This is a genomic window from Bradyrhizobium sp. CCBAU 45384 (assembly GCF_028128665.1).
GTDB classification, from domain to species: domain Bacteria; phylum Pseudomonadota; class Alphaproteobacteria; order Rhizobiales; family Xanthobacteraceae; genus Bradyrhizobium; species Bradyrhizobium manausense.
In genome coordinates this window covers 432074-451592 of the sequence record NZ_LBIZ01000119.1, presented here as the reverse complement: position 1 = coordinate 451592, position 19519 = coordinate 432074, and the positions used below count along the sequence as shown (strand labels likewise).

Annotated in this window: 19 protein-coding genes; 11 read left to right on the top strand and 8 right to left on the bottom strand. The window is 63.3% G+C overall.

All coding sequences use genetic code 11. The features are described 5' to 3' along the window. Positions 1-146: 146 nt before the first annotated feature. The 5 genes from XH80_RS38755 to XH80_RS38735 are packed head-to-tail and all read left to right on the top strand — an operon-like array spanning position 147 to position 5712. Entirely contained in the window at positions 147-2708 is a 2562-nt protein-coding gene (locus tag XH80_RS38755; RefSeq protein WP_271603161.1) for a TonB-dependent receptor, read from the top strand. 19 nt (positions 2709-2727) lie between these two features. After that, on the top strand, positions 2728-3417 hold the full coding sequence (locus tag XH80_RS38750) for a Fe2+-dependent dioxygenase (protein WP_271603160.1): 690 nt from the start codon (positions 2728-2730) through the stop codon (positions 3415-3417). Then, positions 3414-4421 carry a tonB-system energizer ExbB gene (exbB, locus tag XH80_RS38745; protein WP_271603159.1) on the top strand — a complete coding sequence of 336 codons (1008 nt, stop codon included), beginning with the start codon at positions 3414-3416 and terminating at the stop codon, positions 4419-4421. Before XH80_RS38750 ends, exbB begins: the two co-directional genes overlap by 4 nt. A 3-nt stretch (positions 4422-4424) precedes the next feature. Next, positions 4425-4886, top strand: a complete 462-nt coding sequence (exbD, locus tag XH80_RS38740; RefSeq protein ID WP_220001949.1) for a TonB system transport protein ExbD — start codon at positions 4425-4427, stop codon at positions 4884-4886. Between the two features lie 10 nt (positions 4887-4896). Continuing rightward, on the top strand, positions 4897-5712 hold the full coding sequence (locus tag XH80_RS38735) for an energy transducer TonB (protein ID WP_271603158.1): 816 nt from the start codon (positions 4897-4899) through the stop codon (positions 5710-5712). Here XH80_RS38735 and XH80_RS38730 read toward each other — a convergent pair. The 3 genes from XH80_RS38730 to XH80_RS38720 form a co-directional block, all read right to left on the bottom strand. Continuing rightward, entirely contained in the window at positions 5700-6122 is a 423-nt protein-coding gene (locus tag XH80_RS38730; protein ID WP_271603326.1) for a hypothetical protein, read from the bottom strand. The genes XH80_RS38735 and XH80_RS38730 overlap by 13 nt on opposite strands. Positions 6123-6193: 71 nt before the next feature. Then, positions 6194-6874 (bottom strand): site-2 protease family protein, encoded by a 681-nt coding sequence (locus XH80_RS38725; protein ID WP_271603157.1) that lies wholly within the window; start codon positions 6872-6874, stop codon positions 6194-6196. Between the two features lie 68 nt (positions 6875-6942). After that, a complete protein-coding gene (locus XH80_RS38720; protein WP_271603156.1) occupies positions 6943-7809 on the bottom strand; it encodes a LysR family transcriptional regulator in 867 nt (288 codons plus the stop codon). A 92-nt stretch (positions 7810-7901) separates the two neighbouring features. Between XH80_RS38720 and XH80_RS38715 the strand changes: the two genes are divergently transcribed. Continuing rightward, on the top strand, positions 7902-8813 hold the full coding sequence (locus tag XH80_RS38715; RefSeq protein WP_271603155.1) for a DMT family transporter: 912 nt from the start codon (positions 7902-7904) through the stop codon (positions 8811-8813). A gap of 2 nt (positions 8814-8815) precedes the next feature. On the opposite strand, the gene XH80_RS38710 is transcribed toward XH80_RS38715, so the two are convergent. The 5 genes from XH80_RS38710 to XH80_RS38690 form a co-directional block, all read right to left on the bottom strand. Next, positions 8816-9208 carry a GFA family protein gene (locus XH80_RS38710; protein WP_057758215.1) on the bottom strand — a complete coding sequence of 131 codons (393 nt, stop codon included), beginning with the start codon at positions 9206-9208 and terminating at the stop codon, positions 8816-8818. Between the two features lie 7 nt (positions 9209-9215). After that, on the bottom strand, positions 9216-9962 hold the full coding sequence (locus XH80_RS38705) for an SDR family NAD(P)-dependent oxidoreductase (protein WP_271603154.1): 747 nt from the start codon (positions 9960-9962) through the stop codon (positions 9216-9218). A 20-nt stretch (positions 9963-9982) separates the two neighbouring features. Then, a complete protein-coding gene (locus XH80_RS38700; RefSeq protein ID WP_271603153.1) occupies positions 9983-10714 on the bottom strand; it encodes an SDR family oxidoreductase in 732 nt (243 codons plus the stop codon). 128 nt (positions 10715-10842) lie between these two features. Then, on the bottom strand, positions 10843-12672 hold the full coding sequence (locus XH80_RS38695; RefSeq protein WP_271603152.1) for an IlvD/Edd family dehydratase: 1830 nt from the start codon (positions 12670-12672) through the stop codon (positions 10843-10845). A gap of 127 nt (positions 12673-12799) precedes the next feature. Continuing rightward, the gene (locus XH80_RS38690; protein WP_271603151.1) at positions 12800-13897 is read right to left on the bottom strand and encodes a LacI family DNA-binding transcriptional regulator; all 1098 of its coding nucleotides are present in this window, start codon (positions 13895-13897) and stop codon (positions 12800-12802) included. Positions 13898-14103: 206 nt separating this feature from the next. Here XH80_RS38690 and XH80_RS38685 point away from each other — a divergent pair, with 206 nt between their 5' ends. The 5 genes from XH80_RS38685 (at position 14104) to denD (ending at position 19517) form a co-directional block, all read left to right on the top strand. After that, complete coding sequence (locus tag XH80_RS38685; RefSeq protein ID WP_271603150.1) at positions 14104-15165, top strand: ABC transporter ATP-binding protein; 1062 nt, start codon at positions 14104-14106, stop codon at positions 15163-15165. Between the two features lie 39 nt (positions 15166-15204). Further along, positions 15205-16524 carry an ABC transporter substrate-binding protein gene (locus XH80_RS38680; protein WP_271603149.1) on the top strand — a complete coding sequence of 440 codons (1320 nt, stop codon included), beginning with the start codon at positions 15205-15207 and terminating at the stop codon, positions 16522-16524. A 98-nt stretch (positions 16525-16622) separates the two neighbouring features. Further along, complete coding sequence (locus tag XH80_RS38675) at positions 16623-17540, top strand: carbohydrate ABC transporter permease (protein WP_442868668.1); 918 nt, start codon at positions 16623-16625, stop codon at positions 17538-17540. Then, a complete protein-coding gene (locus XH80_RS38670; RefSeq protein ID WP_271603147.1) occupies positions 17533-18456 on the top strand; it encodes a carbohydrate ABC transporter permease in 924 nt (307 codons plus the stop codon). The genes XH80_RS38675 and XH80_RS38670 overlap by 8 nt, the downstream gene beginning before the upstream one ends. Before the next feature lie 74 nt (positions 18457-18530). Next, the gene (gene denD, locus XH80_RS38665) at positions 18531-19517 is read left to right on the top strand and encodes a D-erythronate dehydrogenase (RefSeq protein ID WP_271603146.1); all 987 of its coding nucleotides are present in this window, start codon (positions 18531-18533) and stop codon (positions 19515-19517) included. The last annotated feature ends 2 nt before the right edge of the window (positions 19518-19519 follow it).

The window sequence follows — 19519 nt, the reverse complement described above, 5'->3', positions numbered from 1 at the left end:
ACTCAAATTTAGAATCGTTTTGATCTGGATGGATTCAACGTTGCTCATGCCGTGACTGCGTTGACCCTCATTGCCCCGCTCGATACGACCAGTGTGTCGCTCTGTCACGGTGCGACACACTGCAGCAATTGGAATGGGGGCGTAGGATGGGTATGGCAAGGGCTCCGCGGTCGTTGCGTTCGACCGCGGTACGGCAAGCATTGGTCGGCAATTTCGATGGTACGGCTGGCAAGACTGCTTCCACCGTTGCAGGCCTGATCGCAGTCGCGTCGGTATCGAGCGCAGCACAAGCGCAGCAGACAAGTCTGCCACCCGTCAACGTCGACGCGCCCAAGGAGCGGCCGCGCTCCACCACCGCGAAACCGACGCCCGATCAGGTCCGCGCCCGCAACGCGCTGCGGCGTGCGGCACAACAACGTCAGCAGGCTGCAGTGGCCCCGGTCGTCGATGCGGCCGCACCGTCGCCCGATCGCAATCCCTATGCAGATCCGGCTGCGCCCTACAAGGTCGATCACGTCCAGGCCGGCGGCAAGTTTCCGGAGAAGCTGGTCGATACGCCGAAGTCGATCACGGTGCTGAGCAAGGAAGTCCTCGAGGACAAGGGCGCCACCACGCTGAAGCAGGCGATCCTGAGCACGGCCGGTGTGACCCTCGGCACCGGCGAGGGCGGCAACGCTTTCGGCGATCGCTTCTTCATCCGCGGCTTTGACGCCCGCAACGACGTCTTCATCGACGGCGTGCGCGATGCCGGCGTCAGCGTGCGCGAGAACTTCTTCACCGAGCAGGTCGAGATCCTGCGCGGTCCAGCGTCGTCCTTCGCGGGCCGCGGCACGGCGGGTGGCGCCATCAACATCGTCACCAAGCAGGCCGTGACCGAGAAGAGCTTCTATAACATGGACACGACGTTTGGCACCGACCAGACCAAGCGTGTCACGCTCGACGTCAACCAGGTGATCAACCCGTCGCTCGCCGTTCGCGCCGGGGGCCTGTTTCAGGATGCCGACGTTGCGGGGCGGGATCGCGTCAAGGACAACCGCGATGGCGCCTTCGTCGCCACGACCTGGAAGCCGACCGACGCCATCAAGATCACCGGCAATTACATCCACACCGAGCTGACGGGCATTCCCGATTTCGGCGTGCCGTATTATCGGCCGAGCACGTCGTCGACATCAGGCGGGCCTTTCCCGGACTTCGGGGTCAACCGGAATAATTTCTACGGCTTCGTCAATCGCGATTTCTACCGGACCGGCCAGGATATCGGCACGATCAATGCAGAAGTTCAGGTCACGCCCGATCTGCTGCTCACCAACAAGATCCGGGAATCGCACTCGACGCAGAACTACATCGGCACACTGCCGGAATCGCCGACGCTGGCCGCAGGCGCTCCGTTCACGGCTTATACTGTGAGCGCCAACCCGCAGAGCCGCTACCAGGCCACCGACGTGTTCGCCAACCAGACCGAGGCGACGTACAAGTTCGACGATCATGCCGGCTTCAGGCACACGTTGCTTGCAGGCATCGAATACGACAACGAGCGATCGTCGATCGACACTTACACCGGGCTTGGCTCGGAGATCACGACCGGGACGACGCCTTTCACCGGCTCGGGATCGACGTCCGGCGTCAGCGTGTTTTATCCTCAGGCCACCGACAATCCGTTTCCGATACCGGGGGGCCTGACCGGCAGGCCGACCAAGATTGGGATTGAAACCATCAGCGGCTACGTCATGGACAGCGCGAATTATCGCGATGTCCTCATCCTCAACGGCGGTTTCCGCTATGACGATTACAGCATCAAGACATCGGCTTTCACGGCGGCGGGTGCTTTCGGGCAGCAGTCCGCGCAATTCCTGGTTCCGGATTACAACCTCGGCCTCACGCTGAAGCCGCTGCCCAACGGCAGCGTTTATGCCGCCTATGCGACCTCGGCGAATCCCGTGGGCTCGGAGTTCGACGGCACCAGCACCGCCTATGGCGGCATCAATCCAAATCTGGCCGGTGGCAACAACCAGATCTTCGGGCCCGAAAAGAACAAGGCCATAGAGCTCGGCACCAAATGGGAGTTGTTCGATCGCCACCTGCTGCTGACTGCCGCGCTGTTCGAGACGACCAAGGAAAACGCGCGCGAGGCGCAGAACGTCGGCAGCACGGCGGCGGCGGCGGCGCTTGGCTGTACCTTCGCCCCCTTGGCTCCGGCAAAGACCGTGTCGTGCATCACGGCGGGCGCTGCCTATCGCGTCCGCGGCATCGATCTCGGGGTGGGTGGCAAGATCACGGACAAATGGAGCGTGTTCGGCGGCCTCGTGCTGATGCAGTCGGAGGTGACGAAGTCCCTGGCCCCGCCGGCCAATACGACACTCTACGCCTCCAATGTCGGGCGTCCGCTTGCCAACATCGCGCACGAGTCGTTCAGCCTGCTCTCGAAGTACCAGCTCAACGACACCTGGGAGCTCGGCGGGCAGGCGGTGTACCGCTCCAAGATCTATGGCGGCACTTTGCTCGCGGCCAACCAGGGCACGTCGATTCCGAGCTACTGGCGCTTTGATGCGTTCGCGGAAGCCAAGATCAACAAGAACTGGCAGGTGAAGCTGTTCGTCAACAACATCTTCGACAAGCGCTACTACGACGCGCTGTACCAGAGCGCGACGCCGTTCGTGCTGGAGGCGCCCGGGCGCGCCGCCTATCTGGTGATCTCGGCGCGCTACTGATGGAGAGTAACGAGGTGCCATGCTGACATGCATTGAAGGCGTCCTGAGCAAGGATGATGTGGCGGAGTTTCGCCGCATGATGGATGCCAGCGAATGGGAAGACGGCCGTTCCACCGCGGGCGCGCAGTCAGCCATGGTCAAGCGCAACGAGCAGTTGCCGCCGGACGGTGAGGTCGCGCGCAAGCTCGGCCATCGCATCATCTCGGCGCTGACGGCGAACCCGCGGTTCCTGGCGGCCGCAATCCCGCTCCAGATCTTTCCGCCGCTGTTCAACCGCTATGCGGCGGACAGCGGCCACTATTTCGGCCTGCATGTCGACAACGCGATCCGCGGCGACCGCCTGACCGGCCTTCGCATTCGCACCGATCTGTCGGTCACGTTATTCCTCAGCGAGCCCGAAGATTACGATGGTGGCGAACTTGTGATCGAGGACACCTACGGTTCGCACGAAGTGAAGTTGCCAGCTGGGGACTGCGTGCTCTATCCCTCGACCAGCCTGCATCTGGTCACCCCGGTGACGAGGGGGGCCCGGGTTGCGTCTTTCTTCTGGCTCCAGAGCATGATACGGGACGATCAAGCCCGCAGCATGATCTTTGACCTCGACACCGCCATTCAGGCGCTGGTGGCACGGCTCGGGCGCGACGATCCCGAAACGGTCAAATTGACGGGTATCTATCACAACCTCATTCGCAACTGGGCCGAAGTATGAAGTTCGCATCTTTCCACGCAAGCCTCGTTGCAACCGCGCTGCTCGCGGCCGCCTGGCTCACAGCGCCTGCTGCTGCCCAGACACAAACCCAGGCGGCGGCGCAGGCTCGGCCCACAGCGCCTGCACCTGCGGCGGCCCTGCCGGCGCCGGTTACTGCCGCTACCGCGGCGCAACCAAGCGCTACCGCGGCGCCTTCGACCGCAGCCGCCACGGCTGCCACGCCCACGGCTGCGGCGCCCATGGCCGCGACGCCCAGCGCTCCCGCGACCGAGGCTGCGTCCGAGCCAGCGCCGAAGGCCGGCATCGCGCCGGCCATGAAGGAATTGTCGCCCTGGGTGATGTTCATGTCGGCGGACGTCATCGTGAAGGCGGTCATGATCGGGCTTGCCTTCGCCTCGCTTGTGACCTGGACCGTCTTCATCGCAAAATCGATCGAGCTGTCGATCGCCTCCACGAGGCTTCGTTCGGCGCTGAAGAGGATTGCAGAGGCGCGGTCGCTCGCGGAAGCCCAGATGGCGCTCGGCACCAAGCAGGGCATCCTGCCGTCCTTCCTGAGTGCCGCGCTGCGCGAAGCGCGGATGTCGGCGGGCCTGTCCAGCGACGGCGGCATCAAGGAGCGTGCGGCGTCGAGCTTCGCCGAGATCGTGCGCGCGGAAGCGCGGCGCATCCGCGTCGGTATGGGTGTGCTTGCGACCATCGGTTCGACGTCACCCTTCGTCGGTCTGTTCGGCACCGTCTGGGGCATCATGAACAGTTTTATCGGCATCTCGAAGTCGCAGACGACCAATCTTGCTGTGGTTGCCCCCGGCATCGCCGAGGCGCTGCTCGCCACTGCCATCGGTCTCGTCGCCGCTATTCCTGCCGTCATCATCTACAATCACTTCTCGCGCGTGACGAAGGGCTATCTCGAGCTCGTCAGCCGCGCCTCGGGCGCCGCCGCCCGGCTGTTGTCGCGCGATCTCGACCGCAGCCATGGCAGCGCGCATTCGCACGCGGCGGAGTAAGCCATGGCTGTCTCGCTCACCGAGAATGATGACGACGACGATTTCTCCGAAACGCATGACATCAACGTCACGCCGTTCATCGACGTCATCCTGGTGCTGCTGATCATCTTCATGGTCGCAGCTCCGCTGTCGACAGTCGATCTGCCGATTGACCTGCCGACGTCGAGCGCGCAGCCGCAGAAGAAGCCGGACAAGCCGACCTATGTCAGCATCAAGCCCGATCTGACGCTGGCGATCGGAGAGAATCCGGTCAAGCGCACCGACCTCGTCAGCTCGCTCGATGCCATCGCCGATATGAGCAAGGACAAATATCTGTTCCTGCGCGCCGACAAGGCGGTGCCGTATGGCGAGTTGATGGGCGTGATGGAAATCCTGCGATCCGGCGGCTATTCTCGGATCAAGCTGGTGGCGCTAGAGGCACCTCCTGCGGCGGCCGGGCCGGCGCAAGGGGCAGTCCAACCCTGATGGCGGCGCGATGACCGACCCTGTGTTCGAGGCAAAATCCTCGCGGCCGTTGTGGATCGTGGCCGCTGTCGTAGCGATTGGCCTGCATCTTGGCGGGGCCGCGCTCGCGCTCGCCAACCTACGTGCCGACGACGGTGACGACGGCCTCGGCGCGAACGGCGCGGAATACGCCGTCGAAATGACCTCACCGAAGCTTCCCGAGACGGATCTGCCGCCCGGTCCGGACAGCGAAGCCTCACAGTACCAGCCGCAGCAGATGCAGCAGCAGGCCGAGGTGAAGGAGACCGACCTGCCGAAGGAGATTCCCCAGGAGGCCGAGGACCCGGACCGCCTCGTCACCGAGAATGACTCCAAGAAGCCGGTGGAGGACACCACGAAGGTGGCTAAGGTCGAGACCCAGGCCGTCGAGGAGATGCCGAACGCCCAGGAATCGGCAAGGCAGGCACTGAACGAGGACGCGCGCGAGGACGAGAAGGCGGCGGCGCCCCATCAGGGCATCGGCAAGGACATCCGCAAGCTGACCGCCGAGTGGGGCAAGCGGATCAGCGCCTATTTCGAGATTCACAAGCGCTATCCCAAGGACAAGATCAAGACGACGACGGTGACGCTCAGCCTGGTCCTGAACCGGCGCGGCAATGTCGTGTCCGTCAATGTCGCGGAATCCTCAGGGGATCCCGCCTTCGACGATGCGGCCATTTCCATGGTGCGCCGGTCGGATCCGGTGCCGGTTCCGCCGGCCGAACTGACCGACGATCAGTTCGCCTTCAGCCTGCCGGTGAACTTCAAGAAGCCGTCGAAACAGGCTGATAGCGCTCAGCGCCAGTAGAACTTGATCCCGACATAGACCACGACCAGGCAGGCGAAGATCAGCGCCACCGGCAGCGGGCGCTTCTGGGTTCCTCCGGCCGTCGTTGCCCCGAAGAAGCCGGCCTTTTTCGGCTTTGGAGCCGGGCGCCGGAAAGCGGTAACATTGTCCCTTGCCGGTTCGGCCGGCCGCGTGCGGACGTCGGGCGGGTTTCCACCGCCGCCCATCTCCAGATAGTAGGATTTGTAGACCTCGGCGATGGCGGCCTCTGTCGCCTCAGCCTCGCTCATCCGCTCCAGCAGCTTCTTGTAGCCGTCCAGGAAGCCCTGTGCGTCAGGGGGCAGCGCCGACAACCCGTTCAGCTTGGCCATCATCTTCCAGGTGGCGAAATCGGCTCGGGCACGGGTGTCCGCGCGACGCGCGATCAGCATATCGGCAGCTTTGACCAAGTTGGCCTCTAGCCCTTCGGCTTTGTCTTCAGGGATATCAAGTACGGTTTCAACTACGCATTGCCGGTGGCCAAGAGAACAGCTTGAATCACATAACCGGTCAACGTTCGCAGTATTGCTGAAATAACATCAAGATTTAGACCGAACTGGGAACCCGCCAGCGGTAGCAAAATCAGAAGCCCGATCAGGATCATCATGCCGAACGGCTCGAGTCGCGACAGCGGCAGGGCGAGCGCGCGGGGCAACAGCCCGACCGCGACCCGTCCGCCGTCGAGCGGCGGTATCGGCATCATGTTGAAGACCGCCAGCACGGCGTTGATCAGCAGCGCATTCTTGAGATTGTCGAAGATCCATTGCGCGGAGCCTGCCGGCGCCAAGGGCAAAGCGTGGAGGGCGAGACCTGCGACCAGCGCCAGCAGGATGTTGGTGACGGGACCGGCGAGAGCGACCCAGACCATGTCCAGCTTCGGATTGTTGAGCTTGCGAAAATTCACCGGCACGGGCTTGGCATAGCCGAACAGGAACGGGGAATGCGCAAACAGCAGCATCGCCGGTAATATCAGCGTGCCGAACGGATCGATGTGCCTGGCAGGATTGAAGCTGACGCGCCCAAGCTGCCAGGCTGTGTCGTCGCCGAGCCGGTGCGCGACAAAACCGTGCGCGGCTTCATGGAAGGTGATGGCAAGCACCAGCGGCAGCACCCACACCGAGAGATCATAAAAGGAAACGTTCACGTCGCATCCAGCCTGTTTGTGCCTGTCGCCTTGCAGACGACCGTCAGGCGGTGCAGCAATGCTTCAGCTCAACATAGGGTGGCCGGTTCCGAAATGCCACGCTGCAGATGATCGGCGAGCAGTGCCGCCGGGCGCGATAGGCCGCGCGCGCAATGGAGGCGGATGTCCGCCACCGGCAGCGGCGGCAGGCCGTCGCGTAAGCCGAGAGGTCGAAGGCGGCGCGGCAGGGTGCCGGCCTTCACGACGGTCACCACAAGGCCTTCCGCTGCGATCGCTTCCACCGCCGCCGTCGTCCGGCTGACAAAGGCGAGCCGCCAGGGCCGGCCGGCGTGATCAAGTGCTTCCGCGGCCCATTGGCGGAACAGGCAGCCCGGCGGGTAGAGCGCGACGGGCAGGGTGTCTTCCGCCATGGCACGACAAGCGGCGGCGGCTGCCCAGACGGCCTGCTCGCGCCGCAACAGCTCGCCCTCGCCACGCCCTTCCGGATGCATGGCGATGACGAGGTCATAGGCCTCGCCGAGGCGGGCCGGCATGGTGGCGGTCAGCCCGGTCTCGACCTCGACCCTGACGGTCGGATGATTGTTGGCAAAGCTCGCCAGCAGCGGCGGAACGACGATCGTGCCATAATCGTCCATCACGCCGAGGCGAATGACCGCCTCGGGCTTGCGCGAGCGCAAGGCGTCGACCGCTTCCGCATGAAGGGCAAGGATACGCTGGGCATAGGCGCGCAGCTCTTTGCCCGCGGCGGTCTGCACGATGCCGTCCCGATTGCGCTGAAACAACTTTGTGCCGAGCCGCTGCTCGAGGCGCCTGACCTGCACGCTCACCGCGGACTGTGTGCGGTTGAGCCGATCGGCCGCGCGAGTGAACGAGCGATGCTCGGCGACGGCGAGAAAAGCCCTCAGCAGATCGGGATCGAGGTCGGGCGCGGTCATGACGGAACGTTATCCCAGCATGACGGAAATTCCATTCTCAGTTTTGACACGGCCCGTATGCTGTTCGTCAGCGCGTTCGTCAGGGAGCAATCGTGAGCGAGATTTTCGGCGTTCTGGCCGCGGTGCTATCGAGCGCGCTGGGCGGCACCTCGATTGGCGCGACGCGCTATCTCGTCGGCAGCATCGATCCGCTGGCGATTGGCTCATTCCGGTTTGGCATTGGCTTTCTGCTGCTACTGCCGCTGACCCTGCTGCGCGGCGACCGCTGGCTGGAGCGCGATGACTGGGCGGCTACCGTCGGGCTCGGCATATTGTTTTTCGCGCTGTTTCCAATCTTGTTCAATGCATCGCTGATCTTCACGACAGCCGCGCGCGGCGCGCTCGCGCTATCGACGCTGCCACTGTTGTCGCTCGTGATTGGCGCCGCGCTCGGCAGCGAAGCCCTGACCTGGCGCAAGTCAATTGGTGTCGTCGTGGCAACATCAGGCGTTGCCGTCGCGCTTCTCTCTGACTTGAGCTCGGCGCCGTCAGGGGCCTGGCGCGGTGATCTTCTGATGATGGCGGCTGCGCTGTGCATGGCGCTGTATGGCATCTGGTCGAAGCCGCTGATCCGGCGCTCCAGCCCGATCGGGTTTACGACCATGAGCATGGCCGCGGGCGGTCTCTGCCTCATCCTGCTTTCAAGTTTTCGAGGCAGCTTCGCGCCCGTTGCAGATTTCGGCACGCCCCAATGGCTGGCTGCGCTTTATCTCGGCGCCTTCGGCGCGGCGCTGACCTTCTATCTCTGGGCCTTCGCGCTGGAGCGGACCACGCCGACGCGCGTGGCGATTTCGGTCACGGTCAATCCGATCACGGCATCGCTGGTCGGCGCCTGGCTGCTGCATGAGCCGCTGCGCTGGAACCTCGCGGCCGGCATTGTCGCGGTGTTCGCAGGGATTTGGTTAGCCACGACAACGGGAAAGCGCGTGCGGGCGGCAAGCATCACCGTTTCAAGGCAGCCCTGACCTCAGGCCGGGATCGTCGTCTCATACTGCGTCAGGCCGTCGTCGAGCTTCACCCAGGCGAGCTTTTCCGAGACCCAGATGTGCTCGGTCGGCGCGAAGGCGTTGCGGTCGTCGAAGGTCGCGAGCGCGACGCCGGCCAGCGTGCCGTTGCGCCGCCAGGAGAACAGCCGCGTGCCGCAGGTCTTGCAGAACACGCGGTCGATCGCCTCAGACGACTTGTAGCGGCCGGTCTCACCCTCGACTGTCAGCGCCTTCTGGTCGAACTGGGCGCGGGCGAAATAGGGCGAGCCCATCGCCTTCTGGCACATGCGGCAGTGACAGATGCGCACGTTCAGCGGTTCGCCCTCCGCCTTGAACCGTACTGCGCCGCACAGGCATCCACCTTCCCGGATCATGGTGTCCTCAATAGGTTGCCCGTCCACCCGAGATATCGAACACCGCGCCGGTCGAGAACGCGCAGTCTTCGGATGCGAGCCATGCGACCATCGCCGCCAGTTCTTCCACCAGCACGAAGCGCGCTTTGGGGATTTTAGACAGCATGAAATCGATATGCTGCTGCGTCATCTGGTCGAAGATCGCGGTCTTGGCCGCCGCCGGCGTCACCGCATTCACGAGAATGTCATGCGCGGCGAGCTCCTTGCCGAGCGATTTGGTCAGCGCGATCAGGCCAGCCTTGGAGGCTGAATAGTGCGAGGCGTTCGGATTGCCTTCCTTGCCGGCGATCGAGGCGATGTTCACGATCCGCCCGTATTTCTGCTTGAGCATCACCGGCACGATGGCCTTGCAGACGATGAAGGGACCGTCGAGGTTGATGCGCAGGACTTTCCGCCATTCCTCCAGATCGGTCTCCCAGACCGGCTTGTTGACGCCGGCGATGCCGGCATTGTTGACGAGGATGTCGATCCTGCCGAAGGCTGCCAGCGTCGCATCGCGGGCCTGCTCGACGCCTGCGGTGTCGGTCACGTCGACCTTGAAGACGCGGACGTTGTCGCCGATCTCCGCGGCGGTCTTCTCGGCCAAATCTGAATCAAAATCCCAGATTGCGACCCTGGCGCCGGAGGCGACGAAACGCTCGCTGATGGCGCGGCCAAAGCCCTGCGCGCCGCCGGTGACGACGGCGACGCGGTCGTTGAGATCAATCTTGTTCATCAGATGTGATCCGGTGGGCGTCAGAGCATGTAGCCGCCGTCAACCACGAGGTCGACACCGGTGGTGAAGGCGCTCTCGTCGCTGCCGAGATAGACCGCCATGGATGCGATCTCCTCGGCAGTGCCGAGCCGGCCCATCTTCTGGCGCGAGATGAACATCTCCTTGCCCTGCGGCCCTTGGGCTGCGGCGCGGTCGAGCATCGAGGGGGTCTCGACGGTGCCGGGGCAGATCGCGTTGCAACGGATGCCCTTGGTGATGAAGTCCAGCGCGACCGCGCGCGACAGCAGCGACACCGCGGCTTTGGATGAGCTGTAAACGTAGCGGTTCGCCGGCGGACGCAGCGCCGCGCAGGACGAGATGTTGACGATGCTGCCGCCGCCGCCCGCGATCATGTCAGGCAGGAAGGCCTTGATGGTCCGGTGCATCGACTTGACGTTGAGGTCGAACGAGAAATCGAAATCCTCTTCCGAGCAATCCAGGATGGTCCCGTGGTGCACGAAGCCGGCCGCGTTGAGCAGGATGTCGATCTTGCCGATACGTTTTGCAAAGGCATTGACGTCAGCGGTGTTGCGGACGTCGAGCTTGGCGACTTCCGTGATGCCTTCTTTGGTCAGGCTTGCGATGCCGGCCTCGTTGATGTCGGTGGCGATGACGGTTGCGCCTTCACGCGCGAATGCGAGCGCGCATGCGCGCCCGATGCCTGCCGCTGCAGCCGTGACGACGGCGCGCTTGCCCTTGAGGCGGTTGGCCATGGTGTTCTCCCTTTGAGTTGGTCATTCCGGGGCGCGCCTCTTGGCGCGAGCCCGGAATCCATTGTGCGGCAAAGTTTGTGGATTGATGGATTCCGGGCTCGCGCTGCGCGCGCCCCGGAATGACAGCGTCAGTGATTATCCCGCGGCACGCCAAACGCCGAGGCGACGTTCTGGTAGCGCGTGGCGAGCTCCATGCAGGCGCCGGTCGATTGCTGGCCGACAGTGCTACGATAGATCTCCTGCCACGGCGTCTGGTTCGGCGGATGCTTGAAGCCGCCGGCGGCCTTCAGCTCGGCATGGCGCTTCTTCAGTTCCTCCTCGGAGATGAGGATGTTGGCGCTGCCCTTGTTGAGGTCGATGCGGACCTTGTCGCCGGTCCTGAGGATCGCGAGGCCGCCGTTGGCGGCGGCTTCCGGCGAGGCGTTCAGGATGGACGGCGAGCCCGAGGTGCCGGACTGACGGCCATCGCCGATGCAGGGCAGGGACAGGATGCCGCGTTTGATCAGCGCCGCCGGCGGCTGCATGTTCACGACCTCGGCACCACCGGGGTAACCGATCGGGCCGGTGCCGCGGATGAACAGCACGCAATGCTCGTCGATGTCGAGCGAGGCATCGTCGATCCGCGCGTGATAATCCTCCGGCCCCTCGAACACGACGGCGCGGCCCTCGAAGGCGTTCAGATCCTTCGGATTGCTCAAGTAGCGATCGCGAAACTCCTTGGAGATCACCGAGGTCTTCATGATCGCAGAATCGAACAGATTGCCCCTCAGCACCAGGAAGCCGGCGTCCTTCACCAGCGGCTTGTCGTAGGCCCAGATCACGTCGTTGTCGGGCGCCGGCGCATTCTTGCAATTCTCGCCGATGCCGCGGCCGTTGACGGTGACCGCGTCCTCATGGATGCGCTTGTGCTTCATCAATTCGCGCACCACCGCGGGCACGCCGCCGGCGCGGTGGAATTCCTCGCCAAGATAGAATCCGGCCGGCTGCATGTTGACCAGCAGCGGCACGTCGTGGCCGAATTTCTGCCAGTCGTCGATCGACAGCTCGACGCCGATGTGTCGGGCCAACGCGTTGATGTGGATCGGCGCGTTGGTCGAGCCGCCGATCGCCGAATTGATGACGATACAGTTCTCGAACGCCTTGCGGGTCAGGATGTCCGACGGCTTGAGGTCTTCCCAGACCATCTCGACAATACGTTTTCCCGTCTCATAGGCGATCTGGCCGCGCTCGCGATAGGGAGCGGGGATGGCCGCGCAGCCCGGCAGCGAGAAGCCGAGCGCTTCGGCAAGGCCGTTCATGGTCGAGGCCGTGCCCATGGTGTTGCAATGGCCGACCGACGGCGCCGAGGACGCCACGATCTCCATGAACTCTTCATAGTCGATCTCGCCGGCGGCGAGCCGCTCGCGCGACTTCCAGACGATGGTGCCGGAGCCGGTGCGCTCGCCATTGTGCCAGCCGTTCAGCATGGGCCCGCCCGACAGCACGATCGCGGGCAGGTTGACGGTCGCCGCCGCCATCATGCAGGCCGGCGTGGTCTTGTCGCAGCCGGTGGTCAGCACCACGCCGTCGAGCGGGTAGCCGTAGAGCACCTCGACCAGGCCCAGATAAGCGAGGTTGCGGTCCAGCGCCGCGGTCGGGCGCTTGCCGGTCTCCTGGATCGGGTGGGTCGGGAATTCCATCGCAATGCCGCCGGCCTCGCGGATACCCTCGCGGACGCGGTGGGCCAGCTCGATATGGTGGCGGTTGCAGGGCGACAGGTCGTTGCCGGTCTGGGCGATACCGATGATCGGCTTGCCGGATTGCAGCTCGGCGCGGGTGAGGCCGAAATTCAGGTAGCGCTCCATATAGAGCGCGGTCATGCCCGGATTATGCGGATTGTTGAACCAGTCCTGCGAGCGAAGATGGCGGCGGGTGCCGTTGCCGGCGGGCGCGTGCCCATTGGTTGGGTTTTTTGTCATGGGTTTCTCCTTCAATGCAAACGCACGGTCCGACGTTCGGGATGTCGATCGGTGCGCTGCCCGGCAGCGCGAGCATGGTCAGACGGCCCGCCTGCTGGCGAACATTTCCTCATGGTTGGGATACTACTCACGGGTCGTTGGTAACGCTATCATTTTGTACGGCGGCCACCCATTCGCCCGCGCGGGGGCTCGCCGTCGGCCGCTGTGCTTGCGAACTCTGTCGTTCGATCACCGTGAAGCCGAGATCGAGCACGGGCTTTTCAGGGCGCTTTCCCTCGATCGCTTCAATCAGCATCGCGGCAGCCGTGCTGCCCATCTCGTAACGATTGGTCCGCACGCTCGTCAGCGTCGGCACCGAGGAGGCCATGAATTCGAGGTCGTTGAAGCCGACGATCGCGATCTGGTCGGGGACCGGGATGTCGCGCCGGCGGCATTCGAAGAGAACGCCGAGCGCGAGGTCGTCATTGGCGCAGAACACCGCGTCGATGTCGGGCTCGCGCGCGATCAGATCGGCGAACAGCGCGCCGCCAAGCGTCACCGAGGTCGGCGTAGCCGTCGTCACGGTCAGTCTTTGGTCGAACAGGCCGGCCTCTTTCATGGCTGCAGCATAGCCGTCGAGCCGGCGCTGCACCCGGGGATCCATGCGGGCGCCGACGAAGCCGATCCTGCGGTGGCCCTGCGCGAACAAATGGGCAATTGCCGCGCGCGCCGCATCATAGTGGGAGAAGCCGATCATCATGTCGACCGGATTAGGCCCGATCTCCATGATCTGCACGATCGGGCAGTCGGCCGCCTCAAGCATCGCGCGGGACTCGGTAGTCTGGTCGATGCCGGTGACGATCAGTCCCGCCGGCTTCTGTGCCAGAAACAGCCGCAGCAGCTTCTCCTCCTGGAGAATGGAGTAGCGCGTGTTGGACAGCTGGATCGAGTAACGGCTGCCTTCGGACGCGTCATAGATGCCGCGCAGCACGTCGGAAAACACGTTGTTGGTCAGCGACGGAATCAAGACGCCGATCACTTCGGTGCGCTGCGAGGCCAGCGCACGTGCCGCAAGGTTGGGCACATAGCCGAGCTCCCGGGCCGCGCTTTCGACCCGCGTCCGCTTGGCCATCGAGAGCGCCTCGGGATTGCGGAAGAAGCGGGACGCCGTGATCGGGCTGACGCCGGCCAGCTCGGCGACTTCCGCCAACCGAATCTTGCCAGACTTGGTGCGCTTTCGACCCATTTGTTGCTCATAACACAGCCATTCCCGCAAACAAAGGATCGTTGACAGCGCTACCAGCAACGAATAACCAAAGACAAATTGCCAAACCCGCACAAACTGCTGACAATGTCGCCTGTTAAGAGGGCTTCGGGTCAGCGAAGTTCGGAAAAAACAAGTCCGCGGCGGCGCTGCAGAGATGTGTCGTCTCGGTCGAAGGAGGGAGCTAGATGTCGTCTGTGCAAATCCGCGACGTGCGGAAATCGTTCGGCAATTTTGAGGTCCTGCACGGCGTCTCGATCCCGATCGAGGATGGCCAGTTCGTCGTCCTGGTTGGCCCCTCCGGCTGCGGCAAGTCGACGCTGCTGCGCATGCTCGCAGGCCTCGAGAACATCACCTCAGGCACGATCTCGATTGGCGATCGCGTCGTCAACAATGTCCAGCCCAAGGAGCGGGACATTGCGATGGTGTTCCAGAATTACGCGCTCTATCCGCACATGACCGTCGCCGAGAACATGGGCTTCTCGCTGAAGCTGCGGAACGCCGGCTCGGACGAGATCGGCAAGCGGGTCAAGCGCGCCGCTGAAATTCTTGCCCTGACGCCGTTGCTCGACCGCTACCCGCGCCAGCTCTCGGGCGGCCAGCGCCAGCGCGTCGCCATGGGCCGCGCCATCGTGCGCGATCCCCAGGTCTTCCTGTTCGACGAGCCGTTGTCGAACCTCGACGCCAAGCTGCGCGTCGCCATGCGCACCGAGATCAAGGAGCTGCACCAGCGGCTCAAGACCACCACCGTTTACGTCACCCACGACCAGATCGAGGCCATGACCATGGCCGACAAGATCGTCGTGATGCATGACGGCATCGTCGAGCAGATGGGCACGCCGCTCGAGCTCTATGACCGGCCGGAAAACCAGTTCGTCGCCGGCTTCATTGGCTCACCGGCCATGAATTTCCTGAAGGGGCATATCCGCGTCAACGGCGTTGCGACCTTCGAAGGACCAAACGGCGTCAAGCTGCCGCTCAAGAGCGCGCCGGCTGCCTCGGACGGCAAGCCCGTGGTTTACGGCGTCCGTCCCGAGCATTTCACCATTGCCGATGACGGCGCCGACGCCGAGATCGTCGTGGTCGAGCCGACCGGCTCGGAGACGCAGGTGTTTGCGAAGCTCGGGGGCGAGCAGGTCGTCGCGGTCTTCCGCGAGCGCCACCAGTTCAATCCAGGCGACAAGGTCAAGCTGAAACCCGATCCGGGCGTGATCCACTTGTTTGACGAGGCGACAGGCAAACGAATTTAGCCTGAACAAAGCAAAAAAAAGCATCACTGGGAGGACGACATGAAAGACTTCACCCGCCGGGCTTTGCTTCAGGGCGGAACGGCACTGGCCGCCGGCGGCATGCTGACCGGGCCTGCGCTGTTCGAATTCGCGAAAGCCTGGGCTGCGGATTCGCCTTGGAAGGCGGAGTCCGGTGCGAAGCTCACCGTGATGCGCTGGAAGCGTTTCGTCCCGTCGGAGGATGATGCGTTCAATGCCATGGTTGCAGCCTTCAAGTCGGCCACCGGCACCGAAATGAACGTATTCAGCGAGTCCTTCGAGGACGTGCAGCCAAAGGCATCCGTTGCAGCCAACACGGGCTCCGGCCTCGACGTCGCTTGGGGCCTTCACACGCTGCCGCAGCTGTTCCCGACCAAAGTCCTGAAGATGAACGACGTCGCCGACTATCTCGGCAAGAAATATGGCGGCTGGACGGACGCTGCAGCAAAGACCTGTAAGCTTGGCGATGACTGGCTGGGCATCCCGGTCGCGACCAACGGCGGCTACATGACCTACCGCAAGTCGGCGATGGACAAGGCGGGCTTCAAGGAATTCCCGAAAGATTTCCCGAGCTTCCTCGAGATGTGCAAGGCGCTCAAGGCGAACAACACGCCGGCGGGCTTCGCGCTCGGACACGCCAGCGGCGACGCCAATGGTTGGCTGCACTGGATCCTGTGGGGCCACGGCGCCTACACGGTCGACCAGAACGACAAGATCGTCATCAATTCGCCCGAGACCGCGAAGGCATTGGAGTATTGCAAGGCGCTGTACGACACCTTCATCCCGGGCACGCCGTCCTGGAACGACTCCTCCAACAACAAGGCGTACCTGGCCGGTGAGCTCTATTGCACCCTCAACGGCATTTCGATCTATGTTGCCGCCAAGACCGATCCCACCAAGAAGGAACTGGCGGAAGACACCTATCACGCGCTGCATCCGGTCGGTCCGGTCGGCAAGCCAACCGAGCTTCAGCTTGCTCTGCCGATCCTCTCCTTCAACTTCACCAAATATCCGAATGCGGCGAAGGCCTTCATCGCTTTCATGCTGGAGAAGGAAAACTACGAGAAGTGGCTGGAAGGCGCGCAAGGCTATCTGACGCAGACCCTGAACGCCTATGAGACGGCGCCGGTCTGGACCGCAGACCCCAAGAACACCGTGTTCTCGCAGGCCTCCAAGCGCACCCTGCCAGCATCCGGCATCGGCACGGTCGGCGAGAAGGCGGCCACCGCGATCGCCGATTTCATCGTCGTCGACATGTTCGCCAACTACTGCACCGGTTCGAAGGACGCAAAGGGCGCGATGGCTGAAGCCGAACGGCAGTTGAAGCGCATCTATCGCTGACGTCACGGAGCGGGCGGTTTCGGCCGCCCGCCCCTCAACATTTCGATCAGGGATAAACGGGCATGGCTGATGTCGCAATTTCCCGGGCCAAGCCTCAGATGAGCAAGGCTGGCGCGTGGACCCAGCTCAAGCACAACCGCAATTGGCTCGGCTTCTGGTTCATGGTGCCGGCCATGATGTTCCTGATCTTCTTCCTGGCCTATCCGCTCGGGCTCGGAATCTGGCTGTCCTTCACGGACACGCGCATCGGCAGGGTCGGGCACTTCATCGCCACCGAAAACTACGAGTGGCTGTGGGACGATTCCATTTTCTGGCTGTCGGTGTTCAACACGTTGCTCTACACCTTCGTCGCCAGCGCTTTCAAATTCGGCATCGGGCTTTACCTTGCGCTGCTACTCAACGAGCACATGCCCTTCAAGGCGATGCTGCGCGCGATGGTGCTCATCCCCTTCATCGTCCCGACGGTACTCTCCGCGCTCGCCTTCTGGTGGATATTCGATTCGCAATTTTCGATCATTTCCTGGTCGCTGAGGCATCTTGGCCTGATCAGCCAGAACATCAACTTTTTGGGCGATACAACCTGGGCGCGCATTTGCGTGATCTTTGCCAATATCTGGCGCGGCGTGCCTTTCGTGGCGATCACGCTGCTCGCAGGACTGCAGACTGTCTCGCCCTCGCTCTATGAAGCGGCGACGCTCGACGGCGCCACGCGCTGGCAGAACTTCCGGTACATCACCTATCCGCTGCTGACGCCGATCATCGCGGTCGTGATGACCTTCTCCGTGCTCTTTACGTTCACCGACTTCCAGCTGATCTGGGCGATGACGCGTGGCGGCCCGGTCAACGCCACCCACCTGATGGCAACCCTGTCCTATCAGCGCGCGATCATCGCCGGGCAGCTCGGCGAGGGCGCCGCGATTTCCAGCGCCATGATTCCGTTCCTGCTCGCCGCGATCATGGTCTCCTGGTTCGGCCTGCAGCGACGCAAATGGCAGCAGGGAGAAAGCAATGACTGATCTTCCTGCTTCCAAAGTCGATCTCAAGAGCGTGCTGTCGACGCCGCCCCGCGTCGACAACAGCGAGGGTATGAGCTATCTGCAGTCGGTGCCGCGCAGGATCGTGACGCTGTATCTGCCGCTCACGATCATCGTCGTCATCCTGCTGTTCCCGTTCTACTGGATGGCGCTGACCTCCGTGAAGCCCGACGAGCAGCTGCTCGATCTCGACAAGTACAATCCGTTCTGGACCTGGAATCCGACCTTCAAGCACTTCCACAAGCTGCTGTTCGAGAGCTACTATCCGCATTGGCTCTGGAACACGATGTACGTGGCGATCTGCGCCACGGTGCTCTCGATTGTCGCCTCGGTGTTCGCCGCCTACGCCATCGTGCGCTTGCGTTACAAGGGCGCCAATCTCGTCGGCGGCTTGATCTTCCTCGCCTATCTGGTGCCGCCGTCGATCCTGTTCATTCCGCTCGCCACCGTCGTATATCAGTATGGCCTGTTCGATTCGCCGCTGGCGCTGATCCTGACCTATCCGACCATCCTGATCCCGTTCTCGACCTGGCTGTTGATGGGCTATTTCAAGACCATCCCGTTCGAGCTCGAGGAATGCGCGCTGATCGACGGGGCGAGCCGCTGGCAGATCTTGATCAAGATCGTCGTGCCGCTCGCAATTCCCGGCCTGATCTCGGCCTTCATCTTCTGCTTTACACTGTGCTGGAACGAGTTCATCTACGCGTTGACCTTCCTGCAATCGACCAGCAACAAGACGGTGCCAGTCGCGATCGTCAACGAGTTCGTGGACGGGGATATCTATCGCTGGGGCTCGCTGATGGCGGGAGCGCTGGCAGGGTCGCTGCCGCTGGTTATCCTTTACGCCTTCTTCGTGGAGCATTATGTGTCGGCGATGACCGGCGCCGTGAAGGAATGATGGCGGCCGGCCGTTGCAGCGCGTCGGTTCCGGCGCGTTCCGGCCAATAAGGCCAATAAGAAGGAGTTAAGCTCTTGCACATTCTGGTTCTGGGCGCTGCCGGCATGGTCGGCCGCAAATTGTGTGAACGTCTCTTGCGCGACGGCCGGCTCGGCAAGAGCGACATCACCAAGATGACCATGCACGACGTGGTCGAGCCCAAGAAACCGGAGAAGGCGGGTTTTGCCGTCGAGACTGTCTCGGGCGATTTTGCCGTGCCGGGCGCTGCCGAAAAGCTGATCGCCGGCCGTCCCGACGTGATCTTCCATCTCGCCGCCATCGTCTCCGGCGAAGCCGAGCTCGATTTCGACAAGGGCTACCGCATCAATCTCGATGGCACGCGGATGCTGCTCGACGCCATCCGCCTGGTCGGCGGCGGCTACAAGCCGCGCGTGGTGTTCACGTCGTCGATCGCGGTGTTCGGCGCCCCGTTCCCGGATGCGATCGGCGACGAATTCTTCCACACCCCGCTGCTCAGCTACGGGACCCAGAAGGCGATCGGCGAACTCCTACTTGCGGATTATTCGCGCCGCGGCTTCCTCGACGGCATCGGCATTCGCCTGCCGACCATCTGCATCCGGCCTGGCCTGCCCAACAAAGCGGCATCAGGCTTCTTCTCCAATATCCTCCGTAAGCCGCTCGCCGGCGAGGAAGCGGTGCTTCCGGTGTCGGAGGATGTCCGCCACTGGCACGCGACGCCGCGCTCGGCGGTCGGCTTCCTGCTCCACGCCGGTACCATGGACCTCGCCACGGTCGGCCCGCGCCGCAATCTGACGATGCCGGGCCTGTCGGCCACCGTCGGCGAGCAGATCGCCGCCTTGAAGCGCGTTGCCGGCGAGAAGGTCGCTGCCCGCATCAAGCGGGAGCCCGATCCTTTCATTGTCGGCATCGTCGGGGGCTGGCCGCGCAATTTCAACCCAAAGCGGGCGCTCGAGCTCGGCTTCACCACGGCCGAGAAGACCTTTGACGACATCATCCGCATTCACATCGAAGACGAGCTCGGCGGCAACTTCGTCGCCTGACG